This window comes from Micromonospora sp. CMU55-4 (assembly GCF_011602315.1).
GTDB classification, from domain to species: Bacteria; Actinomycetota; Actinomycetes; order Mycobacteriales; family Micromonosporaceae; genus Micromonospora; species Micromonospora chalcea.
In genome coordinates, this window is record NZ_JAAOLH010000008.1 from 162,240 (window position 1) to 183,126 (window position 20,887).

General features: G+C 72.1%; 16 protein-coding genes. 10 read left to right on the forward strand and 6 right to left on the reverse strand.

Annotation, left to right across the window (positions count from 1 at the left end; translation table 11 throughout):
* Positions 1-21: 21 nt before the first annotated feature.
* The 3 genes from HA073_RS16310 to HA073_RS16320 form a co-directional block, all read right to left on the reverse strand.
* The gene (locus HA073_RS16310; RefSeq protein ID WP_166456795.1) at positions 22-1,578 is read right to left on the reverse strand and encodes a glycosyltransferase family 87 protein; all 1,557 of its coding nucleotides are present in this window, start codon (positions 1,576-1,578) and stop codon (positions 22-24) included.
* 123 nt (positions 1,579-1,701) lie between these two features.
* On the reverse strand, positions 1,702-4,527 hold the full coding sequence (locus HA073_RS16315; protein ID WP_166456796.1) for a transglycosylase domain-containing protein: 2,826 nt from the start codon (positions 4,525-4,527) through the stop codon (positions 1,702-1,704).
* A 194-nt stretch (positions 4,528-4,721) separates the two neighbouring features.
* Positions 4,722-5,168: a DUF5318 domain-containing protein gene (locus HA073_RS16320; protein ID WP_030499480.1), complete on the reverse strand. Its 447-nt coding sequence runs from the start codon at positions 5,166-5,168 to the stop codon at positions 4,722-4,724.
* Between the two features lie 174 nt (positions 5,169-5,342).
* Here HA073_RS16320 and HA073_RS16325 point away from each other — a divergent pair, with 174 nt between their 5' ends.
* Complete coding sequence (locus tag HA073_RS16325; RefSeq protein ID WP_030499481.1) at positions 5,343-5,981, forward strand: PadR family transcriptional regulator; 639 nt, start codon at positions 5,343-5,345, stop codon at positions 5,979-5,981.
* Between the two features lie 23 nt (positions 5,982-6,004).
* Positions 6,005-7,084, forward strand: a complete 1,080-nt coding sequence (locus HA073_RS16330) for an inositol-3-phosphate synthase (protein ID WP_030499482.1) — start codon at positions 6,005-6,007, stop codon at positions 7,082-7,084.
* Between the two features lie 65 nt (positions 7,085-7,149).
* Here HA073_RS16330 and HA073_RS16335 read toward each other — a convergent pair whose 3' ends face one another.
* On the reverse strand, positions 7,150-7,629 hold the full coding sequence (locus tag HA073_RS16335; RefSeq protein WP_043327698.1) for a methylated-DNA--[protein]-cysteine S-methyltransferase: 480 nt from the start codon (positions 7,627-7,629) through the stop codon (positions 7,150-7,152).
* A 68-nt stretch (positions 7,630-7,697) separates the two neighbouring features.
* Between HA073_RS16335 and HA073_RS16340 the strand changes: the two genes are divergently transcribed.
* Genes HA073_RS16340 through HA073_RS16355 form a run of 4 tightly spaced genes read left to right on the forward strand, consistent with a single transcriptional unit; the run spans position 7,698 to position 11,408 of the window.
* A complete protein-coding gene (locus tag HA073_RS16340) occupies positions 7,698-8,207 on the forward strand; it encodes a SigE family RNA polymerase sigma factor (RefSeq protein WP_369799317.1) in 510 nt (169 codons plus the stop codon).
* Entirely contained in the window at positions 8,204-9,304 is a 1,101-nt protein-coding gene (locus tag HA073_RS16345) for a PD40 domain-containing protein (protein ID WP_166456797.1), read from the forward strand. Before HA073_RS16340 ends, HA073_RS16345 begins: the two co-directional genes overlap by 4 nt.
* 31 nt (positions 9,305-9,335) lie before the next feature.
* On the forward strand, positions 9,336-9,878 hold the full coding sequence (locus tag HA073_RS16350; protein WP_043327696.1) for an NfeD family protein: 543 nt from the start codon (positions 9,336-9,338) through the stop codon (positions 9,876-9,878).
* 21 nt (positions 9,879-9,899) lie between these two features.
* A complete protein-coding gene (locus HA073_RS16355) occupies positions 9,900-11,408 on the forward strand; it encodes a flotillin family protein (RefSeq protein WP_043327695.1) in 1,509 nt (502 codons plus the stop codon).
* Between the two features lie 64 nt (positions 11,409-11,472).
* Here HA073_RS16355 and HA073_RS16360 read toward each other — a convergent pair whose 3' ends face one another.
* Positions 11,473-13,512 (reverse strand): S8 family serine peptidase, encoded by a 2,040-nt coding sequence (locus tag HA073_RS16360; protein ID WP_043327694.1) that lies wholly within the window; start codon positions 13,510-13,512, stop codon positions 11,473-11,475.
* A gap of 184 nt (positions 13,513-13,696) precedes the next feature.
* Complete coding sequence (locus tag HA073_RS16365) at positions 13,697-15,157, reverse strand: CCA tRNA nucleotidyltransferase (RefSeq protein WP_043327693.1); 1,461 nt, start codon at positions 15,155-15,157, stop codon at positions 13,697-13,699.
* 132 nt (positions 15,158-15,289) lie between these two features.
* On the opposite strand from HA073_RS16365, the gene murJ reads away from it, so the two are divergent.
* The 4 genes from murJ (at position 15,290) to HA073_RS16385 (ending at position 20,754) form a co-directional block, all read left to right on the forward strand.
* Positions 15,290-17,038: a murein biosynthesis integral membrane protein MurJ gene (murJ, locus tag HA073_RS16370; protein WP_064448057.1), complete on the forward strand. Its 1,749-nt coding sequence runs from the start codon at positions 15,290-15,292 to the stop codon at positions 17,036-17,038.
* A 410-nt stretch (positions 17,039-17,448) separates the two neighbouring features.
* Positions 17,449-19,062 carry a protein kinase family protein gene (locus HA073_RS16375; protein ID WP_064448056.1) on the forward strand — a complete coding sequence of 538 codons (1,614 nt, stop codon included), beginning with the start codon at positions 17,449-17,451 and terminating at the stop codon, positions 19,060-19,062.
* A 43-nt stretch (positions 19,063-19,105) separates the two neighbouring features.
* Positions 19,106-19,810 (forward strand): RNA polymerase sigma factor SigM, encoded by a 705-nt coding sequence (sigM, locus tag HA073_RS16380; RefSeq protein WP_166456798.1) that lies wholly within the window; start codon positions 19,106-19,108, stop codon positions 19,808-19,810.
* Positions 19,807-20,754 (forward strand): hypothetical protein, encoded by a 948-nt coding sequence (locus tag HA073_RS16385; protein ID WP_113974483.1) that lies wholly within the window; start codon positions 19,807-19,809, stop codon positions 20,752-20,754. The genes sigM and HA073_RS16385 overlap by 4 nt, the downstream gene beginning before the upstream one ends.
* Positions 20,755-20,887 lie beyond the last annotated feature (133 nt).

The window sequence follows — 20,887 nt, forward strand, 5'->3', positions numbered from 1 at the left end:
ACCGGAACACGACCGTCTCGGTCACACCGGCACGGGTTCGGCGGGCTGTTCGGCGGCGCGCGCCCGCCAGCGCTGGTGCCAGGGCGCGTCGGGCGCGCCGTCGAGCACCCCGCCGTCGGGGTCGTCGGCGTAGGTCTGCCGGACCGCGTCGAGTTCGGGCCGCACGATGTCCCGGATGACGAACCCGCAGAGCACCGCCACGGTGATCAGGCGCAGGCTCGACGCCAGCACGAAGACGCCCTCGGGGAAGACGGGCCGGGACATGGCGGTGCCGAGCAGTTCGCCGTAGAACGCGGCGAAGTAGCCGACCTCGGCGATCTGCCAGGCGAGGAACGCGCCCCAGCGCGGCCGGGCGAGCACCGCGAGCGGCAGCAGCCAGAGCACGAACTGCTGGGACCAGACCTTGCTGAAGATGAGGAACGCGGCGACCACCAGGAAGGCGAGCTGGGCCAGCCGGGGCCGGCGCGGCGCCAGCAGCGCCAGCCCGGCCACGCCGAGGCAGGCCAGCCCGAAGAGCAGGTACGACACCCAGTTGAGCGTGGGGATGTTGGCGTTGAGCCATTCGAACGGCCCGAGTTCGCCGGGTGCGGACGGGCTGATCCGGCCGTCCAGGTAGCGGCCGATGTACCAGAGCGTGCCCCAGTCGATGGGTCGTGTGGTGTTCAGGTCGAAGAAGCGTTCCCAGTTCTCCCGGTAGGGGATCGCCACGGGCAGGTTGACCGCCACGAGGGACACCAGTGCGGTGGCGGTGGCGACGAGCCCGGCGGCCAGTTTTCCGGCCCGTAGCGCGAGCACCAGGATCGGGCCGAGGAGGAACAGCGGCCACATCTTGGCCGCGCCGCCGAGTCCGATCAGGACGCCCGCCACCGCGGGCAGCAGCATCGCGTACCGGTCGGGGCGGGCGCGCGCCCAGGCCAGCAGGCCGAACGCGGCCAGGCCGATGGCGAGCAGGTCCCAGTTGACGGTGGCGGTGAGCACCAGGGCCGGGGAGAGCGCGAACAACGCGGCGTCCCAGGGTCGTCGGCGGCGCAGGCTGAGGATGACCGCGACGGTGGCGACGGCGAGCGCGCCGAGCACCAGCGCGTTGAGGTTGTAGAACCACTGCCCCTGGTTGATGGCGGGGTTGTCGACGCCGAGGGCGTGCACCGGCAGGCCGAGCGCGCCCATGAAGTAGCCGGTCAGCACCGGGTACTCCACCGGGTGGTCGGCGTAGGGCACCTTGCCCTCGTTGAGCCCTTCGGCGTAGTAGAGCGCCAGCACGTCGGTATAGCACATGCGGGTGTACTGGATGTTGTTCTGCCACGCGCCGTCCTGGCAGGGGGATTTCTGCACCCAGTGCAGTGCCAGCGTCAGGCAGACCAGCGCCAGCACGATCCGGCCGGCGGTCCAGAACCGGCTCTCGCGGTCGGCCGGCCGGTCCAGGGCGGCGGCGTGGTCGCCGAGCGGCCCCCCGATCAGACCGGAGGCGCCGCGGACGAACCAGTCCGAGCGGGACGGGTGGTCAATCGTCTCGGCCGATCGCGGCGCCGCCTCGGACGCGCCGGGCTCATCGATGCCTGCGGGCGACTGGGTGCTCATGGAGAGGCATCCTGCCGTACACAGGGGGTCGCCGTCCCGTCGCGCGCGGAGAAATTCCGGTACGCGAAACGCCGGCGGCGGCCGGACCGCTCGGGTCCGGCCGCCGCCGTCAGGTCGTGCGCGTCAGTTCTGGCGTGTCGGTGGCGTGCTCGGTAGCAGCCCGCCACCGCCGCCACCACCGCCGGGGCGTCCGCCGCCACCGGGTAGCCCGCCCCCGCCGGGGTTACCACCCTGGTCGCCGCCGCCGGGGTTGCCGCCGCCGGGCGTACCGCCGGGGCAGAACAGGCCCAGCGGGTCGCAGCCCGGTCCGCCCGGCTGGCCCGGCTCGTTCGCCGGCGGCGGCGGGGCCTCGCCGTTGCCGGCGTCGTCCTTGCCGACGTTCGCCGCGGGCGGGAACTCTTCCTTGTCCTTGCCCTTGAGCGCGTCGTCCATGAAGCGCTTGAAGATGTCACCCGGCATCCGGGCGCCGCTGATGTCCCGGCCGTCCTTGTACTGGATCGGCTTGCGGTCCTTGACGTTGCCGACCCATACCGCGGTGGCGAGTTGCGGCGTGTAGCCGATCATCCAGGCGTCGCCGTTGCGGGTGGTCTTGTCGCCGAGTTCCCAGGTGCCGGTCTTCTCGGCCACCTGACGGCCGTCGTCGAGCCGCTTGTTGATCTGGGCCGGGTACTGCTTGAGCACGGAGGTGACGTCGGCGACGATGTCCTTGTCGATCCGCTGCTGCCCCTTGAGCTTCTCCGCGCCGACCAGGTCCCACTTACCCGTGTCCGGGTTCTGCTTCTCCACCTTCCGGATGAAGTGCGCCTTGTGGTACATGCCCTGGTTCGCGAACGTGGCGACGCCGTTGGCGTGGTCGAGCACCGTGATCGGGTACTGGCCGTACCCGAGGACGTGGAAGAACGGCGACGGTGCCAGGTCCTTCGGGTCGGCCTTGGTCAGGTCGTGCGCCTTGGCCGGGTTGGTGTCGGTCTGCCACATCGTGGTGACGCCGGCCTGCTTGGCCATGTCGAGCACCTTGTCCGGGCCGATCTGCTCGGTGATGTAGTAGAACGGCACGTTCAGCGACTTCAGCGTCGACAGTTCGAGCGTGCAGGAGTCACCGCAGGAGACCTTGTCCGCGCCGGCGTTGCTGACCTTGAACTTGGTGCCCTTCGGCGTGAAGGCCGTGCCCTTCCACCGGGACTTGAGCGAGATGCCTTCCTTGAGCGCCGCGGCGAGCGTGTAGATCTTGAAGCTCGAACCCGGTGAGTGGCCACCGCTCACGACGCCGTTGTCGACGTTCTTTCCGGCGTAGTCGGTGCCGGTGCCGTTGTCACCGCCGTAGTAGGCGAGCACGCGGCCGGTCTTCGGGTCGATCGCCACCACGGCGGCCATCAGGTTCGACCGCTGGCCGGCGAGTTCGGAGCCCTTCCTGGCCCGCTGGGCCGCGTCGAGCGCCGCCTCCTGCATCTTCCGGTTGATCGTGGTGGTGATCCTGTAGCCGCCGCGGCTGAGCGCCTTGGCGCACAGCGGCTTCTTGTCCGTCACCTCGGCCTCGTTGTCGGTGCAGAGCTTCATCTCGCGCAGTTCCTGCGAGACGTAGTTGACGACGTTGCCGTACGGGGTGTCGATGCCGTAGCCACCAGCGCTGCTCTTCGACGGCTTCTGGATGTTCTTCGGGTACTCGGTGGGGTGCTGCGGCGTGTTCGGCGCGTCCAGCCACTTCTCCGTGATCATGCCGTTGATCACATAGTTCCACCGGTCGACGGCGGCCTGCGCGTTGATGGCCGGGTCGTAGCCCTTGTGCGTGGCGCTGGGCTCCGGCTGCTTGATCAGGGCGGCGAGCACCGCGGCCTCGGCGACGTTCAGGTCCTTGACGTTCTTGGCGAAGTACGTCTGCGCCGCCGACTGGATGCCGTAGGCGCCCCGGCCGAAGTAGATGACGTTCAGGTAGTGCTGCATGATCACGCGCTTGTCGTACTTGTCGTTCAGCTTGGAGGCGAGGATCGCCTCCTTCACCTTGCGGCCGTACGTGTCCTGGTTCAGGTTGTCGAACGCGTTGCGCGCGTACTGCTGGGTGATGGTCGAGGCGCCCTGCTTGTCGCCGCCGGTGAGGTTGTTCCACGCGGCCCGCGTGATGCCCTTGTAGTCCACACCGGAGTGCTTGTAGAAGTTCCGGTCCTCCGCCGCGGCCACCGCGTGCTGGACGTGCTCCGGAATCTGGTCGATGGTGACGAGTTGGCGGTTCTGGTCACCGATCCGCGCGAAGGCCTTGCCGCTCGAGTCCAAGATCGTGGTGGACAGCGGCGGGATCGTGTCCTCCGGGAGCACCACCTTGGTGGAGTACCAGGTGAAGCTCACCACGCCGATGCCGGCGAGCATGATGAACACGGCGAAGCCGGCGATCAGCATGTTGATCCGGCGGCGCTTCTTCGCGCGCGCCGGGTCCTCGCCGCGACCGCCCCGGCCGGGGCCGGTCGGGCCGCCGGGACCGCCGGGACCGCCACCGGCGGAGCCGGGCACCCGGGCGCGGCCGCCCACCGCCGCCGCGCCGACGCTCGCCCGGGCGCCGACGCTCGCGCGCCCGCCCACGCTCGCCGCCCCCACGCTCGCCGCGCCGACCGCGGCACGTCCGGCCGGAGCGGCCGGGGAGACCGGAACCGACGCCCGTCCCGCGCCCGCGCGCCCGGAGGCGCCGGGTGCCGGCGAGACGGGCACCGAGGCGCGGCCGCCCGCGCCGGCCCGGCCCACCGAGGCCGAGCCCGATGCCGGGCGCGGCGCCGGAGCGGCGCCACCGACCGAGGCCCGGCCGCCCGAGCCGTACGGTGTCGCGGAGGCGCGCGCCGAGGCGCCGCCGTCCGGGGAGCCGGACCAACCGTTCCCGCCCTGGTTCCACTCGGAACCGGGGTCGCCGTTCGGGCCCGGGATCTGGGCCCGCCCACGCGAAGAACTGGGATCGCCGTAGTTCATTCCTCACACCCTGCCGGTCGCGGTGGGGCGCGGGGGCGCCGCCACCGGGTTGCCGTGAGCTGGAACACGGGACGTTACCCGCCGGCCGTGCCCGCGGTTGCCCGTCAAATCCGATCTATTCGGACTAATTACGTCTAAGGGCTGTCGATTCCGCCACCCGGGGAATGGGCCGGCAGAGATCGGGACAGCCACGTTCACCGTTGCGCCTCTCGCCTTCGCCGAGGGGTGGAGCCGTTGGCCGCGACGGAATCCTCCGCGCCCTCCGCCTCGCCCACGAGACCGTCCCGGCCGAGCAGGAACTGCTCGACGAGATGGTTCCAGTCGCAGCCGGGGCAGACCTCCACCACGAACACCTGGAACTCACGCAGCGTCATGGCCAGGACGGGCAACTCGGCCCGGGTACGCGCCTGGCCGGCCGACTGCTTGAGTTCGTCACCGTAAATGTAGTGGACGTGGATCAGGTTCTCGCTGCGGCAGATCGGGCAGCGGTGATCGGTCGGCTCGCCGTGGAAGCGCGCAGCGTTCTTCAGGTACGGCGAGGCGTCGCAGACGTCGTACGTGCCGATCCGCCCGGCGAGCAGTTCACGCAGCACCGCCCGCTTCTGGAGCGAGTAGTCGACGACCTGGCGCTGCGTACGCATGCGGCAAAGGGTACGCGCTCCGACGAACCCAGGCGACCATGGTCACGATGCGTGATGATCACGTCGCGTAAGACAGGGTTTGCCCCGTACATCGGCGTCCGCTAACGTGCGATGTATCGGTCCGATACATCGCGGTGGTTAGTGCTCCGCGCAGGGGGAAAGAAGGGATGGCCCGTGCTCGAGCTCGCCATCCTCGGCCTCCTGCAGGAGGCGCCGATGCACGGCTACGAACTGCGCAAGGAGCTGACCGCCAAGCTCGGCGCCATCCGGGCGGCGATCAGCTACGGCTCGCTCTACCCGACCCTGCGCCGGCTGCAGGCGGCGGGATGGATCACCGAAGCCGCTGAGACACCCGCGACCGCCGAGGAGGTTCCCGCGCTGACCAGCCGACGTGGTCGGGTGGTCTACACCATTACCGCGGAGGGCAAGGAACGCTTCGCCCAGCTGATAGCGCAGGCTGGACCCGAGACGTACGACGACACGGGCTTCGGGGTGCACTTCGCGTTCTTCGCCCGGACCGACCAGGCCACCCGGCTCCGGATCCTGGAAGGTCGTCGTCGCAAGATCGAGGAACGTCGCGAAGGTCTTCGTGACGTGCTCGGCCGGGCAGCCGAGCGACTCGACGCGTACACCCTGGAACTGCAACGCCACGGGCTCGACGCCTGTGAGCGCGAAGTCCGCTGGCTGGAGGAGCTCATCGCCAACGAGCGCTCCGGCCGGGCCCCGGCCGACCCGCGAACCGGGACGGCCGACGGCCGACGAGACAACGACAGCCCGCCCACGCCTGGAACGTCCAGGACAGAGCGGCCGTGATGAAGAAGAAGGAGGCAGACGCTATGGGCTCCGTCCGCGTCGCCATCGTCGGTGTGGGTAACTGCGCCTCGTCCCTGGTCCAGGGCGTGGAGTACTACCGGAACGCCGACCCGAACGACCGCGTCCCGGGTCTCATGCACGTCACCTTCGGCGACTACCACGTATCCGACGTGAAGTTCGTCGCGGCGTTCGACGTGGACGCCAAGAAGGTGGGCATGGACCTCGCGGAGGCGATCGTCGCCAGCGAGAACAACACGATCAAGCTGTGCGACGTGCCGCCGACCGGCGTCACCGTGCAGCGCGGCCCGACCTTCGACGGTCTCGGCCAGTACTACCGCGAGATCGTCGAGGAGTCGGACGCCAAGCCGGTCGACGTGGCGCAGGCGCTGCGCGACGCGCAGGTCGACGTGGTCGTCTCCTACCTCCCGGTGGGCTCCGAGGAGGCCGACAAGTTCTACGCCCAGGCCGCGATCGACGCCGGCTGCGCGTTCGTGAACGCCCTGCCGGTCTTCATCGCCTCCGACCCGGAGTGGGCGAAGAAGTTCACCGACGCCGGCCTGCCGATCGTCGGCGACGACATCAAGAGCCAGGTCGGCGCCACGATCGTGCACCGCGCCCTGGCGAAGCTCTTCGAGGACCGCGGGGTCGAGCTGCTGCGCACGTACCAGCTCAACTTCGGCGGCAACATGGACTTCATGAACATGCTGGAGCGCAACCGCCTGGTCTCGAAGAAGATCTCGAAGACCCAGTCGGTGACCTCCCAGATCCCGCACGAGATGCAGAAGAGCGACGTGCACATCGGCCCGTCCGACCACGTGCCGTGGCTGGACGACCGCAAGTGGGCGTACATCCGCCTGGAGGGCCGTTCCTTCGGCGACACCCCGCTCAACGCGGAGCTGAAGCTCGAGGTGTGGGACTCGCCGAACTCGGCCGGTGTCATCATCGACGCCGTCCGCGCCGCGAAAATCGCGCTGGACCGGAAGATCGGTGGCCCGATCCTCTCCGCCTCCTCGTACTTCATGAAGTCCCCGCCGGAGCAGTACGCCGACCACGACGCGCACGCCGCCGTCGAGGCGTTCATCGCCGGCGAGATCGAGCGCTGACGCGCTGAAACGCCGAAGAAGGAAGGCCGGGTCCGCGCGGACCCGGCCTTCCTTCTTCGGGTACGTCAGGACCAGGCGCGCCGCAGCGCCACGGCCGCCTCCAGCTCCAGCAGCGTCACCTTGCGCGGCAGCCCGCCGCCGAAGCCGACCAGCTTGCCGCCCGCGCCGACGATCCGGTGACAGGGCACGATCACCGGTACCGGATTGCGGTTGCAGGCCACCCCGACCGCCCGCGCGCCGCCCGGGTCGCCGACCGCCTTCGCCACCTCGCCGTAGGTCTTCGTCTCCCCGTACGGGATGCCTGTCATCTCCCGCCAGACCGCGCGTTCGAACTCCGAGCCGCGCGGGGCCGACACCGGCACCGTGAACTCGGTCAGCTCACCGGCGAAGTACGCCCGCAGCTCCGTCACCGCCAGCCGCGCCACCGCGTCGCCGGGCTCGTCGGCCGCCCCGTCCACCCGGCCGAAGTGCGCGCCGCGCACCGCGTCGTCGTCGGTGCCGACGGAGAACTCCCCGATCGGTGAGTCGAGCACTGTCCAGCGCATGCCACCCATTGTCGCGCGACGGGCAAAGATTTCCCCGCCCCGGGCGTCTGGAGATGCGGAGGTGGACGGTGGCAGAGGTCGACGGGGAGTTCACCGCGTTCGTCAACGAGCGGGGAGCGGCCCTGCTGCGGGTCGCCTACGCGCTGGCCGGCAGCCAGCACGCGGCGGAGGATCTGCTGCAGAACGCGCTGGCCAAGGCGTACGTCCGGTGGCCCCGGATCCACGGCGACGCGGAGCCGTACGTGAAACGGATCCTCTACCACGACCAGGTCTCCGGCTGGCGGCGGCGGGCGCGACGCGCGGAGGTGCCGGTGGCCGAACTGCCGGAGCGACCGGCCGCCGGCGACGACAGCGACCTGCGGCTGCTGGTGCGGGACGCGCTGCGGACACTGCCGCCGCGCCAGCGGGCCGTGCTCACCCTGCGCTACCTGGAGGACCTGAGCGTCGAGCAGACAGCCGCGCTGCTCGGCTGCCGCCCCGGCACCGTGGCCAGCCAGAGCACCAAGGCGCTGGCCCGCCTCCGGAAGCTGGTGCCGGGGCTGGACGGGCTGACGAACCGGACGGAGGTGACCCGATGAGCACGTCGCTGGACGAGACGCTGCGGACGGCCGTACACGATCTCGCCGACGGCGCCGCGCCCGCGCCGGACCTGGCGTGGCGCGCGCTCGGCCGGGGCCGCAGGCTGCGCCGCCGACGGCGGGTGGGCACCGCCGCTGCCGCGGTCGTCGCCGTGGTCGCGGTGGCGCTGCCGTTCGTCCTGCTCCGGCCGCGTCCCGCCCCGCCGCCGACCGCGCCGCCGGTCACCGTCGACCCGTCGCCTGTCATCAGGTCGGCGCCCGGACCGGACTGGGCGGACGGGCCGCTGGTGCTGCCCGGCGACTGGGTGGTCACCGGCACGCAGGCGAGGGCGGGCGGCGCCGGGCCGTCGTACCTGCTCGACCGGGGACGCGGCCGGTACTTCGGCAACGGCCGCTACGACGCCGTCCTGCCCGCGCCCACCGGCTCGCTGGTGGCGGTCTGGGACGACGACCGGCCCCGGCAGGTCGGCCTGGTCGACGTGGTCCGGGGCACCACCCGCTGGTACGAGCCGGGCCGCGCGCTGGGCTCGCCGAACTGGTCGCCGGACGGCCGCAGCCTGCTGTTCACCAGTAACCGGGTCGGTCACCCCGGTTTCGTCGTGCTGAGCGTCGCCGGCACCACGCGGTCCCACGCCGTCGACACCGCCCGCTACCCCTGCACCGACTCGTGCTTCTTCCTCTGGTCCCGCGACGGACGGGAGGTGCTGCTCCAGCAGACCGACCCGAACGGGCCTCGGTCCGAGGCGATCCGGCACCCCCGCCGGGGCGTGCAGTTCTTCGCCGCCGACAGCGGCCGGCCCACCCGGTTCGAGCCGCTGCCGGGCGACCCGGCCGGGCCGTGGGCGTGGTCACCGGACGGGCGGCTGGTGGTGGTGCAGGGGCAGAAGGAGCCGCTGCTCGTGGAGGCGGCGACCGGCCGGGTGGTGAACCCGTTGCCGGTGGCCGACGTCGTCTGGGTCGGCGACGACCGCCTGCTCTACCGGCGGCCGTACGGGTCGCGGGACTTCGTGCTCGCCGACACCACCGGCCGCGAACTCGTGCGTCAGCCGCTGCCGGAGGACCTCGCCCTCGCCGAGGTGACGATCGCGCCGCGCTGACCCGGCGCTGAACCTCTGCTGGACGTAGTGGATGTTGCACGGCGTCGATACCGTGCAGGTCATGGCCACCGGGACGCTCATCTTCCTGATCATCGGCGGGGTCGGTGTGGGCGTGCTGACGCTCGCCCTGCTCGGCTCGGGAGTGCTCCACCTCGGCCAGCCGGACGTCGACGGGCCGGTGTCGCTGGAGGCGGCCGCCGGGTTCACCGGCGCGTTCGGCTTCGGCGCCGCGATCGTCAACGAGCTGCTCGGCGGGCGTACCCCCGGGATGATCGCGGCGGCGGTGGCCGGCGGCGCGCTCGCCGCCGTGCCCACCGGCTGGCTGGCGGCCCGGCTCAGTCGCGCGGCCCGCAACATGCGCACCGACGCCACCCCCACCCGCGACCACCTGGCCGGCGCGATCGGCCTGGTGGTGACGCCGATCCCCAGCGGCGGCTACGGCGAGGTGCGGGTACGCCTCGCCGGCCAGCCGGTGAAGCTCAACGCCCGCGCCGACGGGCCGATCCCGGTCGGCACCCGGATCTTCGTGGTCGAAGCACTGAGCGAGACCAGCGTGCACGTCGAGACCTACTGACACCAACAGACGGGAATGCCCATGCCCCTGCTCGTCGCCATCGGCGGCGCGGTCCTCCTCGCCGTCGTCCTCGTACTCTTCGTGTTGTCCCGGATCAAGGTGGCCGGGCCGAACCAGGCGTTCATCGTCACCGGCCGCAAGGGCCGCACCACCCAGACCGCCGACGGAGCCCGCTCCACCGACATGTCCGGGCAGAAGGTCGTGCTCGGCGCCTCGGTGTTCGTCCTGCCGGTGGTGCAGAAGCTCCAGTCGCTCGACCTGTCCAGCCGCCGGATCGACGTCAGCATCCGCGGCGCGGTGAGCAAGCAGGGCATCCGCACCGAGCTGCACGGCGTCGCGATCGTCAAGGTCGGCGGCACCGAGGACGCGATCCGCGCCGCCGCCCAGCGTTTCCTGAACCAGCAGGAGGAGATCGACAACTTCACCCGCGAGGTGCTGGCCGGTGCGCTCCGCTCGATCGTCGGGCGGCTCACCGTCGAGGAGATCATCCGGGACCGGGCGGCGTTCGCCAGCGCGGTCGCCGAGGAGGCCGAGCACTCGATGACCAACCAGGGCCTGGTGCTGGACACGTTCCAGCTCCAGGACATCCTGGCCGAGGGCTCCTACCTGCAGGACCTGGGCCGGCCGGAGGCGGCCCGGGTGCTCAAGGACGCGGCCATCGCCGAGGCGCGGGCCCGCCAGCAGGCCGAGCAGGAGCGGCTGCTCGCCGAGGAGGCGATCGCCGAGGCGAACCGGAACCTGGCGCTCAAGCAGGCCGGCATCCAGGCCGAGATCGACGCGGCCAAGGCGAAGTCGGCGGCGGCCGGGCCGCTCGCCCAGGCCGAGCGGGACCAGGCGATCCTCTCCGAGCAGCAGAAGGTGGCCGAGCGCAACGCCGAGCTGAAGCAGCGCCAGCTCGACACCGAGGTGCGCAAGCCGGCCGACGCGGCCCGGTACAAGGTGGAGCAGGAGGCCGAGGCGAACCGCAACGCGGCGGTGCTCAACGCCGACGCGCAGCGGCAGGCGACCATCGCCGCCGCGCAGGCCGCCGCCGAGCAGGCCCGCCTCACCGGTGAGGGCGAGCGGGCCCGCCGGGCCGCGCTGGCCGAGGCGAACGCGATCGAGGGCGCCAAGGAGGGCGAGGCGGAGCAGCGCCGGCGTTCCGCGATCGCCGAGGCGGTCGAGCGGGAGGGCCAGGCCGAGGCGGCGGCCATCCTCGCCAAGGGTCAGGCCGAGGCCGACGCGATGGCCCGCAAGGCCGAGGCGTTCGCCGCGTACGGCGAGGCGGCCGTCCTGGACCTGCTGGTCAAGGTGCTGCCCGAGGTGGTCGGCGCGGCCAGCGCCCCGATCGGCGCGATCGACAAGATGACGGTGATCTCCACCGACGGCGCGTCGTCGCTGACCAAGTCGGTGGCCGGGAACGTCGCCCAGGGTCTCCAGCTGGGCAGCGACCTCACCGGCATCGACCTGGCCGGGCTGCTGGCGCGGCTGGGCAGCAGCGCGCAGAACAACGGCAAGAGCACTGTGGACGGCAGCACCGTCGACGCGTGACGAACGACGGCGCCCGCCGGGTCTCCCCTCGGGGAGCCGGCGGGCGCCGTTTCGGTGTGGCGGGTCAGAGCGCGGCGAAGACGAACTTCTCGCCGGTGCTCAGGCCCAGGGTCTCGCTGTTCCAGTCGATGACGCGGCTGGCGATGAGCTGGCTGCCCCCGGTCGCGCCGGCGGTGACCGCCTTGCCGTTGGCGTTCGCCCGCAGGTAGACCGAGCCGTCGGTGTTGTAGTCGAGGAAGTCGAAGACCTCCCAGGCGTCGATCACGGTGGCCTTCGCGATCAGCGCCCGGTTGCCGCCGGCGTCCGCCGTGACGAACTGGTTGTTCGCCAGCGCGCGCAGGGCGAAGAACCCGTCGCCCACGCTGACGACCTCGTACCGCTCCCAGGCCCCGACGGTCGCGGCCCGGGCGATCAGGGGCCGGGTGCCGCCGCTCTCGGTGGTCACGTAGTTGCCGTTTGCCACCGCCTTGATGCCGACCACCGGGGGCGCCGCGTCGAAGTCGAACTTCTCCGCCGCGCCGATGGTGGTCTTGCTGGCGATCAGCGGGTTGGTGGTGTTCGAGGCGGTGACGTACTTGCCGTTTGTGACGGCCTTCAGACTGACCGAGCCGTCGGTGTTCGTGACGATCTGGAACTTCTCCCAGTCGCCGATCGCGGCGGACCGGGCGATCAGCGGCCGGTTGCCGCCGCTCTCGGCGGTGACGAACAGGTTGTTCGTGACGGCACGCAGGCCGTAGTAGCCGTTGCCGGCGTCCACCACGTCGTACCGCTCCCAGGCGCCGACCTCGGTGCCGCGCGCGATCAGCGGCCGGTTGCCGCCGCTCTCCGCCGTCACGTACAGGCCGTTGCCGCGGGCCTTGAGGCCGTACGACTCGCGCGCCACCACCGCGTCGCCGACGTGCAGCAGCCGGTCGGGCGAGCCCATGATGTCGTGCACCGCGCCGCTGACGCTCGTGCCCACGACCGAGTCGCGCACCTGCTGCGGGGTCCAGCCCGGGTGTGCCTCCAGCACCAGCGCCGCGGCGCCCGCCACGTGCGGGGAGGCCATCGACGTGCCGTTCATCGTCTCCGTGCCGGTGGCGGTGCCGGCCTTGGCCGAGACGATGCCGGTGCCCGGCGCGAAGGTGTCCAGGCAGGTGCCGTAGTTGGAGAACCAGGCCCGGAAGTCGATCTGGTCGGTGGCGCCGACGGTGATGGCCGCCGGCACCCGCGCCGGTGACTCGCCGCAGGCGTCCTGCATGCTGTTGCCGGCCGCGACGGCGTAGGTGATGCCGGAGGCGATGGAGCGGGCGACCGCGTCGTTCACCGCCTGGTCGATGCCCCCGAAGCCGAGGCTCATGTTGGCCACCGACGGCCCGGTGGCGTGCGAGGTGACCCAGTCGATGCCGGCGAGCACCTGTTCGCTGCTGCCGCCGCCGTCGCAGTCGAGCACCCGTACGGCGACGAGCGCGACGTCCTTGGCGACCCCGTACTTCGTGCCGCCGATCGTGCCGGCCACGTGCGTGCCGTGGCCGTCGCAGTCCTGCGCCACGTCGTCGGACTCCACCGCGTCGTAGCCGTTGCGGGCCCGGCCGCCGAAGTCCTCGTGGTCGATGTCGATGCCGGTGTCGATGACGTAGGCGGTCACTCCGGCGCCGGTCGCCGGGTAGGTGTACCGGCCGTCGGTCTTCGTCCGCGACTGGTCGATCCGGTCCAGCCCCCACGGCGGGGTGGTCTGGGTGCCGGTGGCCTGGTAGCGCTGGACCTGCTGCACGTAGGCGACGGCCGGGTCCGCGGCGAGGCGCTCCGCCTGCCGGCGGTCCATGCTGGCGGAGTAGCCGGACAGCGCCTTGCCGAACACCCGACGTACGGAGCCGCCGTGCTCGCCGGCGAGGGCCGACGCGGTGGACTTCACCTTGGCGGGACCGGCCTTGCCGTCCTTGAGGACGACGATGTAGCGGCCGGGTACCGCCGCGGCGGTGTCGGCGCCCCGGACCGGGGCACGCTTCGGGCCGGCCGGGTCGGCCGAGGCGGCGCCGCCGGTGGCGGCGCAGATGATGGAGGTCGCGGAGGTGAGGGCAAGCCCCACCAGCGCGGAGCGGCGCAGCGCGCCATGACGTGACACTGAATGCTCTCCCCGTGTCCAGCGGCCGTCCCTTCGGGACGGGCGGATGTGATCAGGACAGCCGTACCCGTCGATCCGGGTGGCTGATGATGACCATCATCATGCGCGAGACATCGACCGATGCACGTCAACCTTTCGGTCGACACGCCGCCGTATCGTCGTGGAGCTTCCCCGCGCGGGGAGGTCAGCCGATGATGCCCTCGTCGCGGGCCCAGCGCAGCAGCGCCGCCTCGGCCTCGTCGCGGTCCAGCGGCCCGCGCTCCAGGCGCAGCTCCTTGAGGTGCTGCCAGGCACGGCCGACCACCGGTCCCGGCGGCACGCCGAGCAACTCCATGATCGCGTTGCCGTCCAGGTCGGGCCGCACCCGGGCCAGGTCCTCCTCGGCGGCGATCCGGGCGATCCGCTCCTCCAGCGCGTCGTAGTCGGCCGCGAGCTGCGCGGCCTTGCGCCGGTTGCGGGTGGTGCAGTCGGAACGGGTCAGCTTGTGCAGGCGGGACAGCAGGTCGCCGGCGTCGGTGACGTACCGGCGCACCGCCGAGTCGGTCCACTCGCCCCGGCCGTACCCGTAGAAGCGCAGGTGCAGGCCGACCAGCTTGACCACCTGGGAGGTGATCTCCTTGGAGTAGCGCATCGCCTTCATCCGGGCCTTGGTCAGCCGGGCCCCGACCACCTCGTGGTGGTGGAAGCTGACCCGGCCGTCCGCGCCGACCGCCTTGGTGGCCGGCTTGCCGACGTCGTGCATCAGCGCGGCCATCCGCAGCACGAAGTCGCAGCCGTCGGACTCCAGTGACATGGCGTTGCTGACCACTGTGAGCGTGTGCTCGTAGACGTCCTTGTGCTGGGCGTGCTCGTCGATGGTGAGCTTCAGGCCGGTCAGCTCGGGCAGGAAGCGCTCGGCCAGGCCGGTGTCGACGAGCAGCCGCAGCCCGGTGATCGGGTCGGCGCCGCAGAGCAGCTTGGTGAACTCGTCCCGGATCCGTTCCGCGGTGATCCGGTCCAGGTCGCCGGCCATCTCGGTCATCGCGGCGCGGACGTCCGGGTGGACGGCGAAGCGGAGCTGGGCGGCGAACCGGGCCGCGCGCAGCATCCGCAGGGGGTCGTCGCGGAACGACTCCTGCGGCGTGCCGGGGGTACGGATGATCTTGGCGGCCAGGTCGGCCAGCCCGCCGTACGGGTCGGTGAACCGGTGGTCGGGCAGGCTGACCGCCATCGCGTTGACGGTGAAGTCGCGGCGCTTCAGGTCTTCGACCAGGCTGGTGCCGTACTGCACCACCGGGTTACGGCTGACCTGGTCGTAGACCTCGGCCCGGAAGGTGGTGATCTCCAGGTTGAGGCCGTCGCGCTGGCAGGCGATGGTGCCGAACTCACGCCCGGTCTCCCAGATCGACTCCGCCCAGCCACGGATGACCTTGACCGTCTCGTCGGGGTGGGCGTCGGTGCAGAAGTCGAGGTCGTTGCCGAGCCGGCCGAGCAGCGCGTCGCGGACGGATCCGCCCACCAGGTGCAGTTCGTGACCGGCCTGGGCGAAGCGCCGGCCCAGCTCGTCGGCGACCGGTGAGACTCGGAGCAGTTCGGCGACGGCGTTGCGCTGCGCGGCGGTCAGCTCGCGGCGGTCGGCGGCGTGGGAGGCGGAGGCTTCGGACATGGGATCGCCAGCCTATCGGGCCGAGGGTGGATCGACCGCGCCGGGCGCGGGTAACGGGCGGAGGTTGACTAAGGTTCCGGTTGGGCGGGGCCGGCCGGACCCGGTTGCGACGTACCCCTTGGAGGCTGGCAGATGAGCGGCGGGCTCTACCGCAGCGCGAACGCGCACGGCGGCGGCCTGCCGCCGGACGACGGCGCCACCTTCATCTCCGCCGAGCCGCTGAACCAGCCGGGCGTCGAGGCCGTCGCGCCCCCGCAGGAGGTGGTGGCCGAGACCAGCGCCGCGGCGAACAGCGCGGTGATGGCCATCGGCAGCCTGGTCAGTCGGGGTACGGGCTTCATCCGCAACCTGATGATCGGCGCCGCGCTCGGCACCATGGTCGGTGACGCGTTCACCACCGCCCAGTTCCTGCCCAACCAGGTCTACGAGTTCCTGCTCGGCGGCGTGCTGACCAGCGTCCTGGTGCCGGTGCTGGTCCGCCGCCGCAAGATCGACGCGGACCGGGGCGAGGCGTACGCGCAGCGCCTGCTGACCCTCGCGGTGCTGGCCCTGGCCGCGACCGCGCTGATCGCCGTGGTGCTGGCCCCGGTGCTCACCGCCGTGTACGCGGCCGGCAGCGACGACCCGGCGTACACCACGCTGGTCACCCGGCTGTCGTACCTGATGCTGCCGATGCTGTTCTTCACCGGCATCAGCGCGTTGATCGCCGCGGTGCTGAACACCCGGGGGCACTTCGCCGCCCCGATGTGGGCGCCGATCCTCAACAACATCGTGTCCATCGGCACGTTCGGCCTGTACATCGTCGTCTACAGCGCGAAGGCGCTGCCGCCCGGCGAGGTGGGCTGGGACCGGATCCTGCTGGTCGGCGGCGGCACGCTGCTGGGCGTCGCGGTGCAGGCGATCGGCCTGCTGCCCGCGCTGCGCAAGGTCGGCTTCCGGTGGAAGGCACGGTTCGACTTCCGCGAGTTGGGGCTGCGCGAGCTGGCCCGGCTCGGCGCCTGGATGTTCTGCTACGTCGCGGTCAACCAGCTCGGCCTCTTCGTGGTGGTCAACCTGCTCAACCGGGCCACCGGCGGGGACGGCCAGAACGCCGGCCTGCTGATCTACAACAACGTCTTCCTGCTGCTGATGATGGCGCACGGCATCATCGCCGTCTCGATCATCACCGCGCTGATGCCGCGGATGAGCGCGGCCGCCGCCGAGAACCGGTTCCACGACGTCACCGCCGACCTGTCCCGGGGCACCCGGATGGTCACCGCGGTGCTCGCGCCCATCGCGGTCTGCTACGCGGTGCTGGCCGCCCCGATCTCGGTGGTGGTGTTCCGGTACGGCGCGTTCACCGGCGACAACGCGGTGGCCACGTCGACGGTGCTGCTGGTGGCGGCGCTCGGCCTGGTGCCGTTCGCGGTCAGCCAGCTCTTCACCTTCGCGTTCTACGCGCTGCCGGACACCCGTACCCCGGCTCTGGTCAACATTCCGGTGGTGGCGCTGCGCGTCCTGCTCCAGGTCGGTCTGTTCCTGATCTTCTCGAACACGTTCGCGGCGGCCGGGATGATGCTCGGCAACGCCGTGTCGTACCTGGCGGCGGCGATCATCTCGGCGATGCTGCTGCGGCCCCGGGTGGGCCGGATCGGGCTGGGCGGGATCATGCGCACGCTCGGCCGGGTGGTCGTGGCGGCCCTCGGCGCGGCGGTCGTCGGCCTGCTCGTGGTCGCGGTGCTGCCGGGCGACCCGGCGAGCCTGAGCTGGCTCGCCGCGGCGGTCCAGTTGGTGATCGGCGGGGCGGCGATCGGCGCCACCTACCTCGGGCTCGCCATGGTGCTGCGGATCGGCGAGATCACCGAGGTGGTCGGGATGGTCCGGCGGCGCCTCGGGCGTTGACCCCCTCGGTGACCGACGGTGAACGAGGATCACCAGGCTGGGGATACGGCTGTGGATAACTTGGAATTCCCCCGTCCACTGGGCCTCTCGGCCTGTGGACAACCAACCGTACGGACGAGGGAGCGCAGGCCGGGAAGGGGAAAACCTCCCCGTCGCCGCACCGGTACGCCCCTGTGCCACCTCGTTGCCGTCAACCTCTAGATTGGCGGTGCGTGTCCGGCTCGCCCGCCGGGTGGGCGGGCGACCCGGCCGGGAGCCCGTGGCGACTGGCCTTCCGGCCGGTCACAGCGGGAAGATGACATGTCGGAGAACCGGGCATCCCGGGTAAGGTCGCTCTCGACGGGTACGACCGGGATCGACGCGGGCGTCGAGACCGCGGCCGTTCCACCGAAGGCAGAGCGGGAAGCCACATGCCCAGCAGCACGGGTCCATCGATCGACGCGATCACCGAGGGAGGACGGGTGACCCAGGTCGGCGAGGGTCAGGAAGCGGAGGAGACCTCTCCTGCGGTCGTGACCTTCGGTGCTCCCACGGTCGGTGAGCTGCTCGCCGAGCGGTACGAACTGGTCGAGCACATCAACAACGACAGCGCGGGCCGGCTGGTCTGGCGCGGTGTCGACGTGGTGCTCCGCCGTCCCGTCGCGGTGGTCCTCCGCTACCCGGGTGGCGACTCCGCCACCGAGATGCTTCAGGCCGCGGTCGCCGCGAGCCGCGTCATCCACCCCAACCTGGTCGGCGTCTACGACGCGATCGACGAGGACGACCGCGCCTACGTGGTCCGCGAGTGGGTGGACGGGCAGTCGCTGCGCGAGATGGTCGCCGCCGACGGGCCGCTCGACCCGGCTCGGGCCACGGCGATCGGCAACGCCGTCGCGAGCGCCCTCGCCGCCGTACACGCCACCGGCATGGTGCACGGCAACCTGCACCCCGGCACGGTGATGATCAGCGACGACGGCCGGGTGGTGCTCGCCGACGCGCGTACCGACGGGGCGGACAGCCAGCAGAACGACCTGCGCGCGGTCGGTGGGGTGCTCTACTTCGCCCTGACCGGGCACTGGCCGCACGGCGAGGCCCCGCTGCACGGCGCCACCGCCGGGCACGGCCGCGCCGCCCTGCCGGACGCGGTCCGCGACGCCGCCGGCGCCATCGCCGCGCCCCGGCAGGTGCGTGCCGGCGTGCCGGCGTACCTCGACGACCTGACCATGGACCTGCTCGACCGGGAGATCGACCCGCCGGCGTCGGACGTGCTGGCCGCCGAGCTGAGCCGGCTCGACATCCCGGCCGACGAGCAGTTCCTGGAGCAGGCCGGGCCGCTGCGTTTCACCGCCGAGCCCGGCGAGGAGCCCTCGCCGCTGGCCGCGGCCGGCGGGCGCAAGGTCGCCATCGGCATCGCCGGCATGCTGGCTGTCGCCCTGGTCGGGCTGCTCATCGGCATCAACGCGCTCGGCGGTGGCGACGACGGCGACAAGGAGCCGGTCGCCCAGCCGTCGAACAGCGCGCCGGCCAGCGCCGGCGGTGGCGACGAGCCCGCAGCGCAGGTCCGCAAGCTCACCATCCAGGACGTACGGATCATCGACCCGGACGGCGATCGCGCGGAGGTGCGCAACGCCGAGAAGGTCATCGACGGCGACGACGACGAGGGCTGGGAGACCAACACCTACCGGACGAACGCCAAGTTCGGCGGCCTCAAGAAGGGCATGGGCGTCTGGATCGACCTGGGTGCCCCGCACTCGGTCAAGCAGCTGGAGGCGACGCTGTCGGCCACCGGCGCCACCGTCGAGCTGCGTACCGGTGCCCGCGGCGACTTCCCGTCCACCTCCGCCGGCGACAAGCAGCTGGTGAACGCCTACTCCACGGTGGTCGGGCCGGCGAACGAGAACGGCGGCACGAAGATGATCTTCGACGCCTTCCAGCCGGACCAGAAGTACCAGTACCTCCTCTTCTGGATCACCAAGCTGCCGGTGAAGGACAACGGCAGCACCTGGAAGCTCGGCGTCCAGGAGATCACGGTCCAGGGCTCGTGACCCGTCGGCCGCGCCCGCCGCGCCACCTCCGCCGGACGTGGTGATGGCGGAACGCGACGGCCCGCAGCCCGGCCGCTCCGACCTGGACCTGCTCCGGGCCCACGTGGCGGGCGACCGGGACGCCTTCACCGAACTGTTCCAGCGGCACCGCGACCGGCTCTGGGCGGTCGCCCTGCGTACGATCGGCGACCGCGAGGAGGCGGCCGACGCCCTCCAGGACGCCATGCTCTCCGCCCACCGCGCCGCCGCCCGGTTCCGGGGCGACTCGGCGGTCACCACCTGGATGCACCGGATCGTGGTGAACGCCTGCCTGGACCGGATCCGGCGGCGGCAGACCCACGCCACCGTCCCGCTGCCGGACGGGACGCACACCGACGGCGAACCGGGCCGGCACACCGGCGGGCGGGAACCGGCCGCACCGGCACACGACCACGACACCGCGCTCGTGGTCCGGCAGGCTCTCGCGGCGCTACCGGCCGAACAGCGGGCCGCGCTGGTCCTGGTGGACGTGCAGGGCTATCCGGTCGCCGAGGTGGCCCTGATGCTCGGCGTCGCCGAGGGGACCGTGAAGAGCCGGTGCGCCCGGGGCCGGGCGAGGCTCGCCGTCCTGCTCGGGCACCTGCGGACCGGTTCCGACTCCCCCGCGGCCGACGTGCCGCGGGTCACCTCCGGGAACCGGCGGGGCCCCGAGGGCGTCGGATCCTCGTCGGGAGCGTCCCGTCAGGCCGTCAGCCAGGAGGAGCCGTGACTTCCCGGGAGTTCAGCGAGGTCGACCACGACCTGCTCGCCGACTACCTCGGCGGGGCGCTGGACGGCACCCCCGAGCAGGCGACAGTGGCCCGGCTGGTCGAGCAGGACCCGGCATGGCGGGTCGCGTACGAGACGCTCGCCGAGGCGGTCGACCTGGTGCACGCCGACCTGGCCGGCTGGGCGGCGGCGCCCACGCCGGAGATGCCCGTGGCGGTGACCGACCGGATCACGGCGGCGCTCGCCGGGGCCGGACCGGGCGCGCTGCGCGACGGTACGCCCGTCGTACCGGCTCAGGCCGGCGGCGCGGCCCGCCCGCCCGGCGCCGCGTCGCGTCCCGAACGACACAGCGGCCCCGGTCGTCGTCCCCGGCGCTGGGCCCGGATCGCCGGGCCGGTGGCCCTGGCCGCGGCCTCGGTCGCGGCGGTGGGGCTCGGTGTCGGCCGGCTGGCCGACCCGGGCGACGGCGGTACGGCCGACCGGGCGGCCGGGGAGGCGGCGCCGATGGCCGCCGCGCCGTACCGGACCACCGGACCGGCGCTGCGCAGCGGCACCGACTGGACCCCGGAACGCCTCGCCGCCGCCCGCGTGCCCACCGGGGCGAAGTCGACGCCGCAGGACATGGCCGCTCCGTCCGGCGCGGCGCGGGAGAACGGCCCGGAGACGCCGCTGTACAGCGACAAGTACCGCGCCGGGGGGTTCGCCGGGCTGGACCGGCTGACCCGGCCGGAAACGCTCGGCGCGTGCCTCACCGCGATCGGCGCGGAGCACGGCGCCACCCCGCTCACCATCGACATGATCGACTACGCCCGGTACCAGGGCGCTCCGGCGCTCGTGGTGACGTTCGCCGACGCGACCGGCGCCCGCTGGGGCTGGGCGAGCGGGCCGGAGTGCGGCGTGCCCGGGTCCGGCGCGGACACGCGCTTCCGTACGCGGGTAGGGTGAAAACGCGGTCATCACGCGTGTCCCGCCACGTGACCTGACCCACCGGATGACCGGCTCGGGAATCCCCGCTTCGTACGATGACGTTCTGCAAGTCAGGCGCCGGCGCCGCTGAGCCGTCGGCACTCGGGATCGA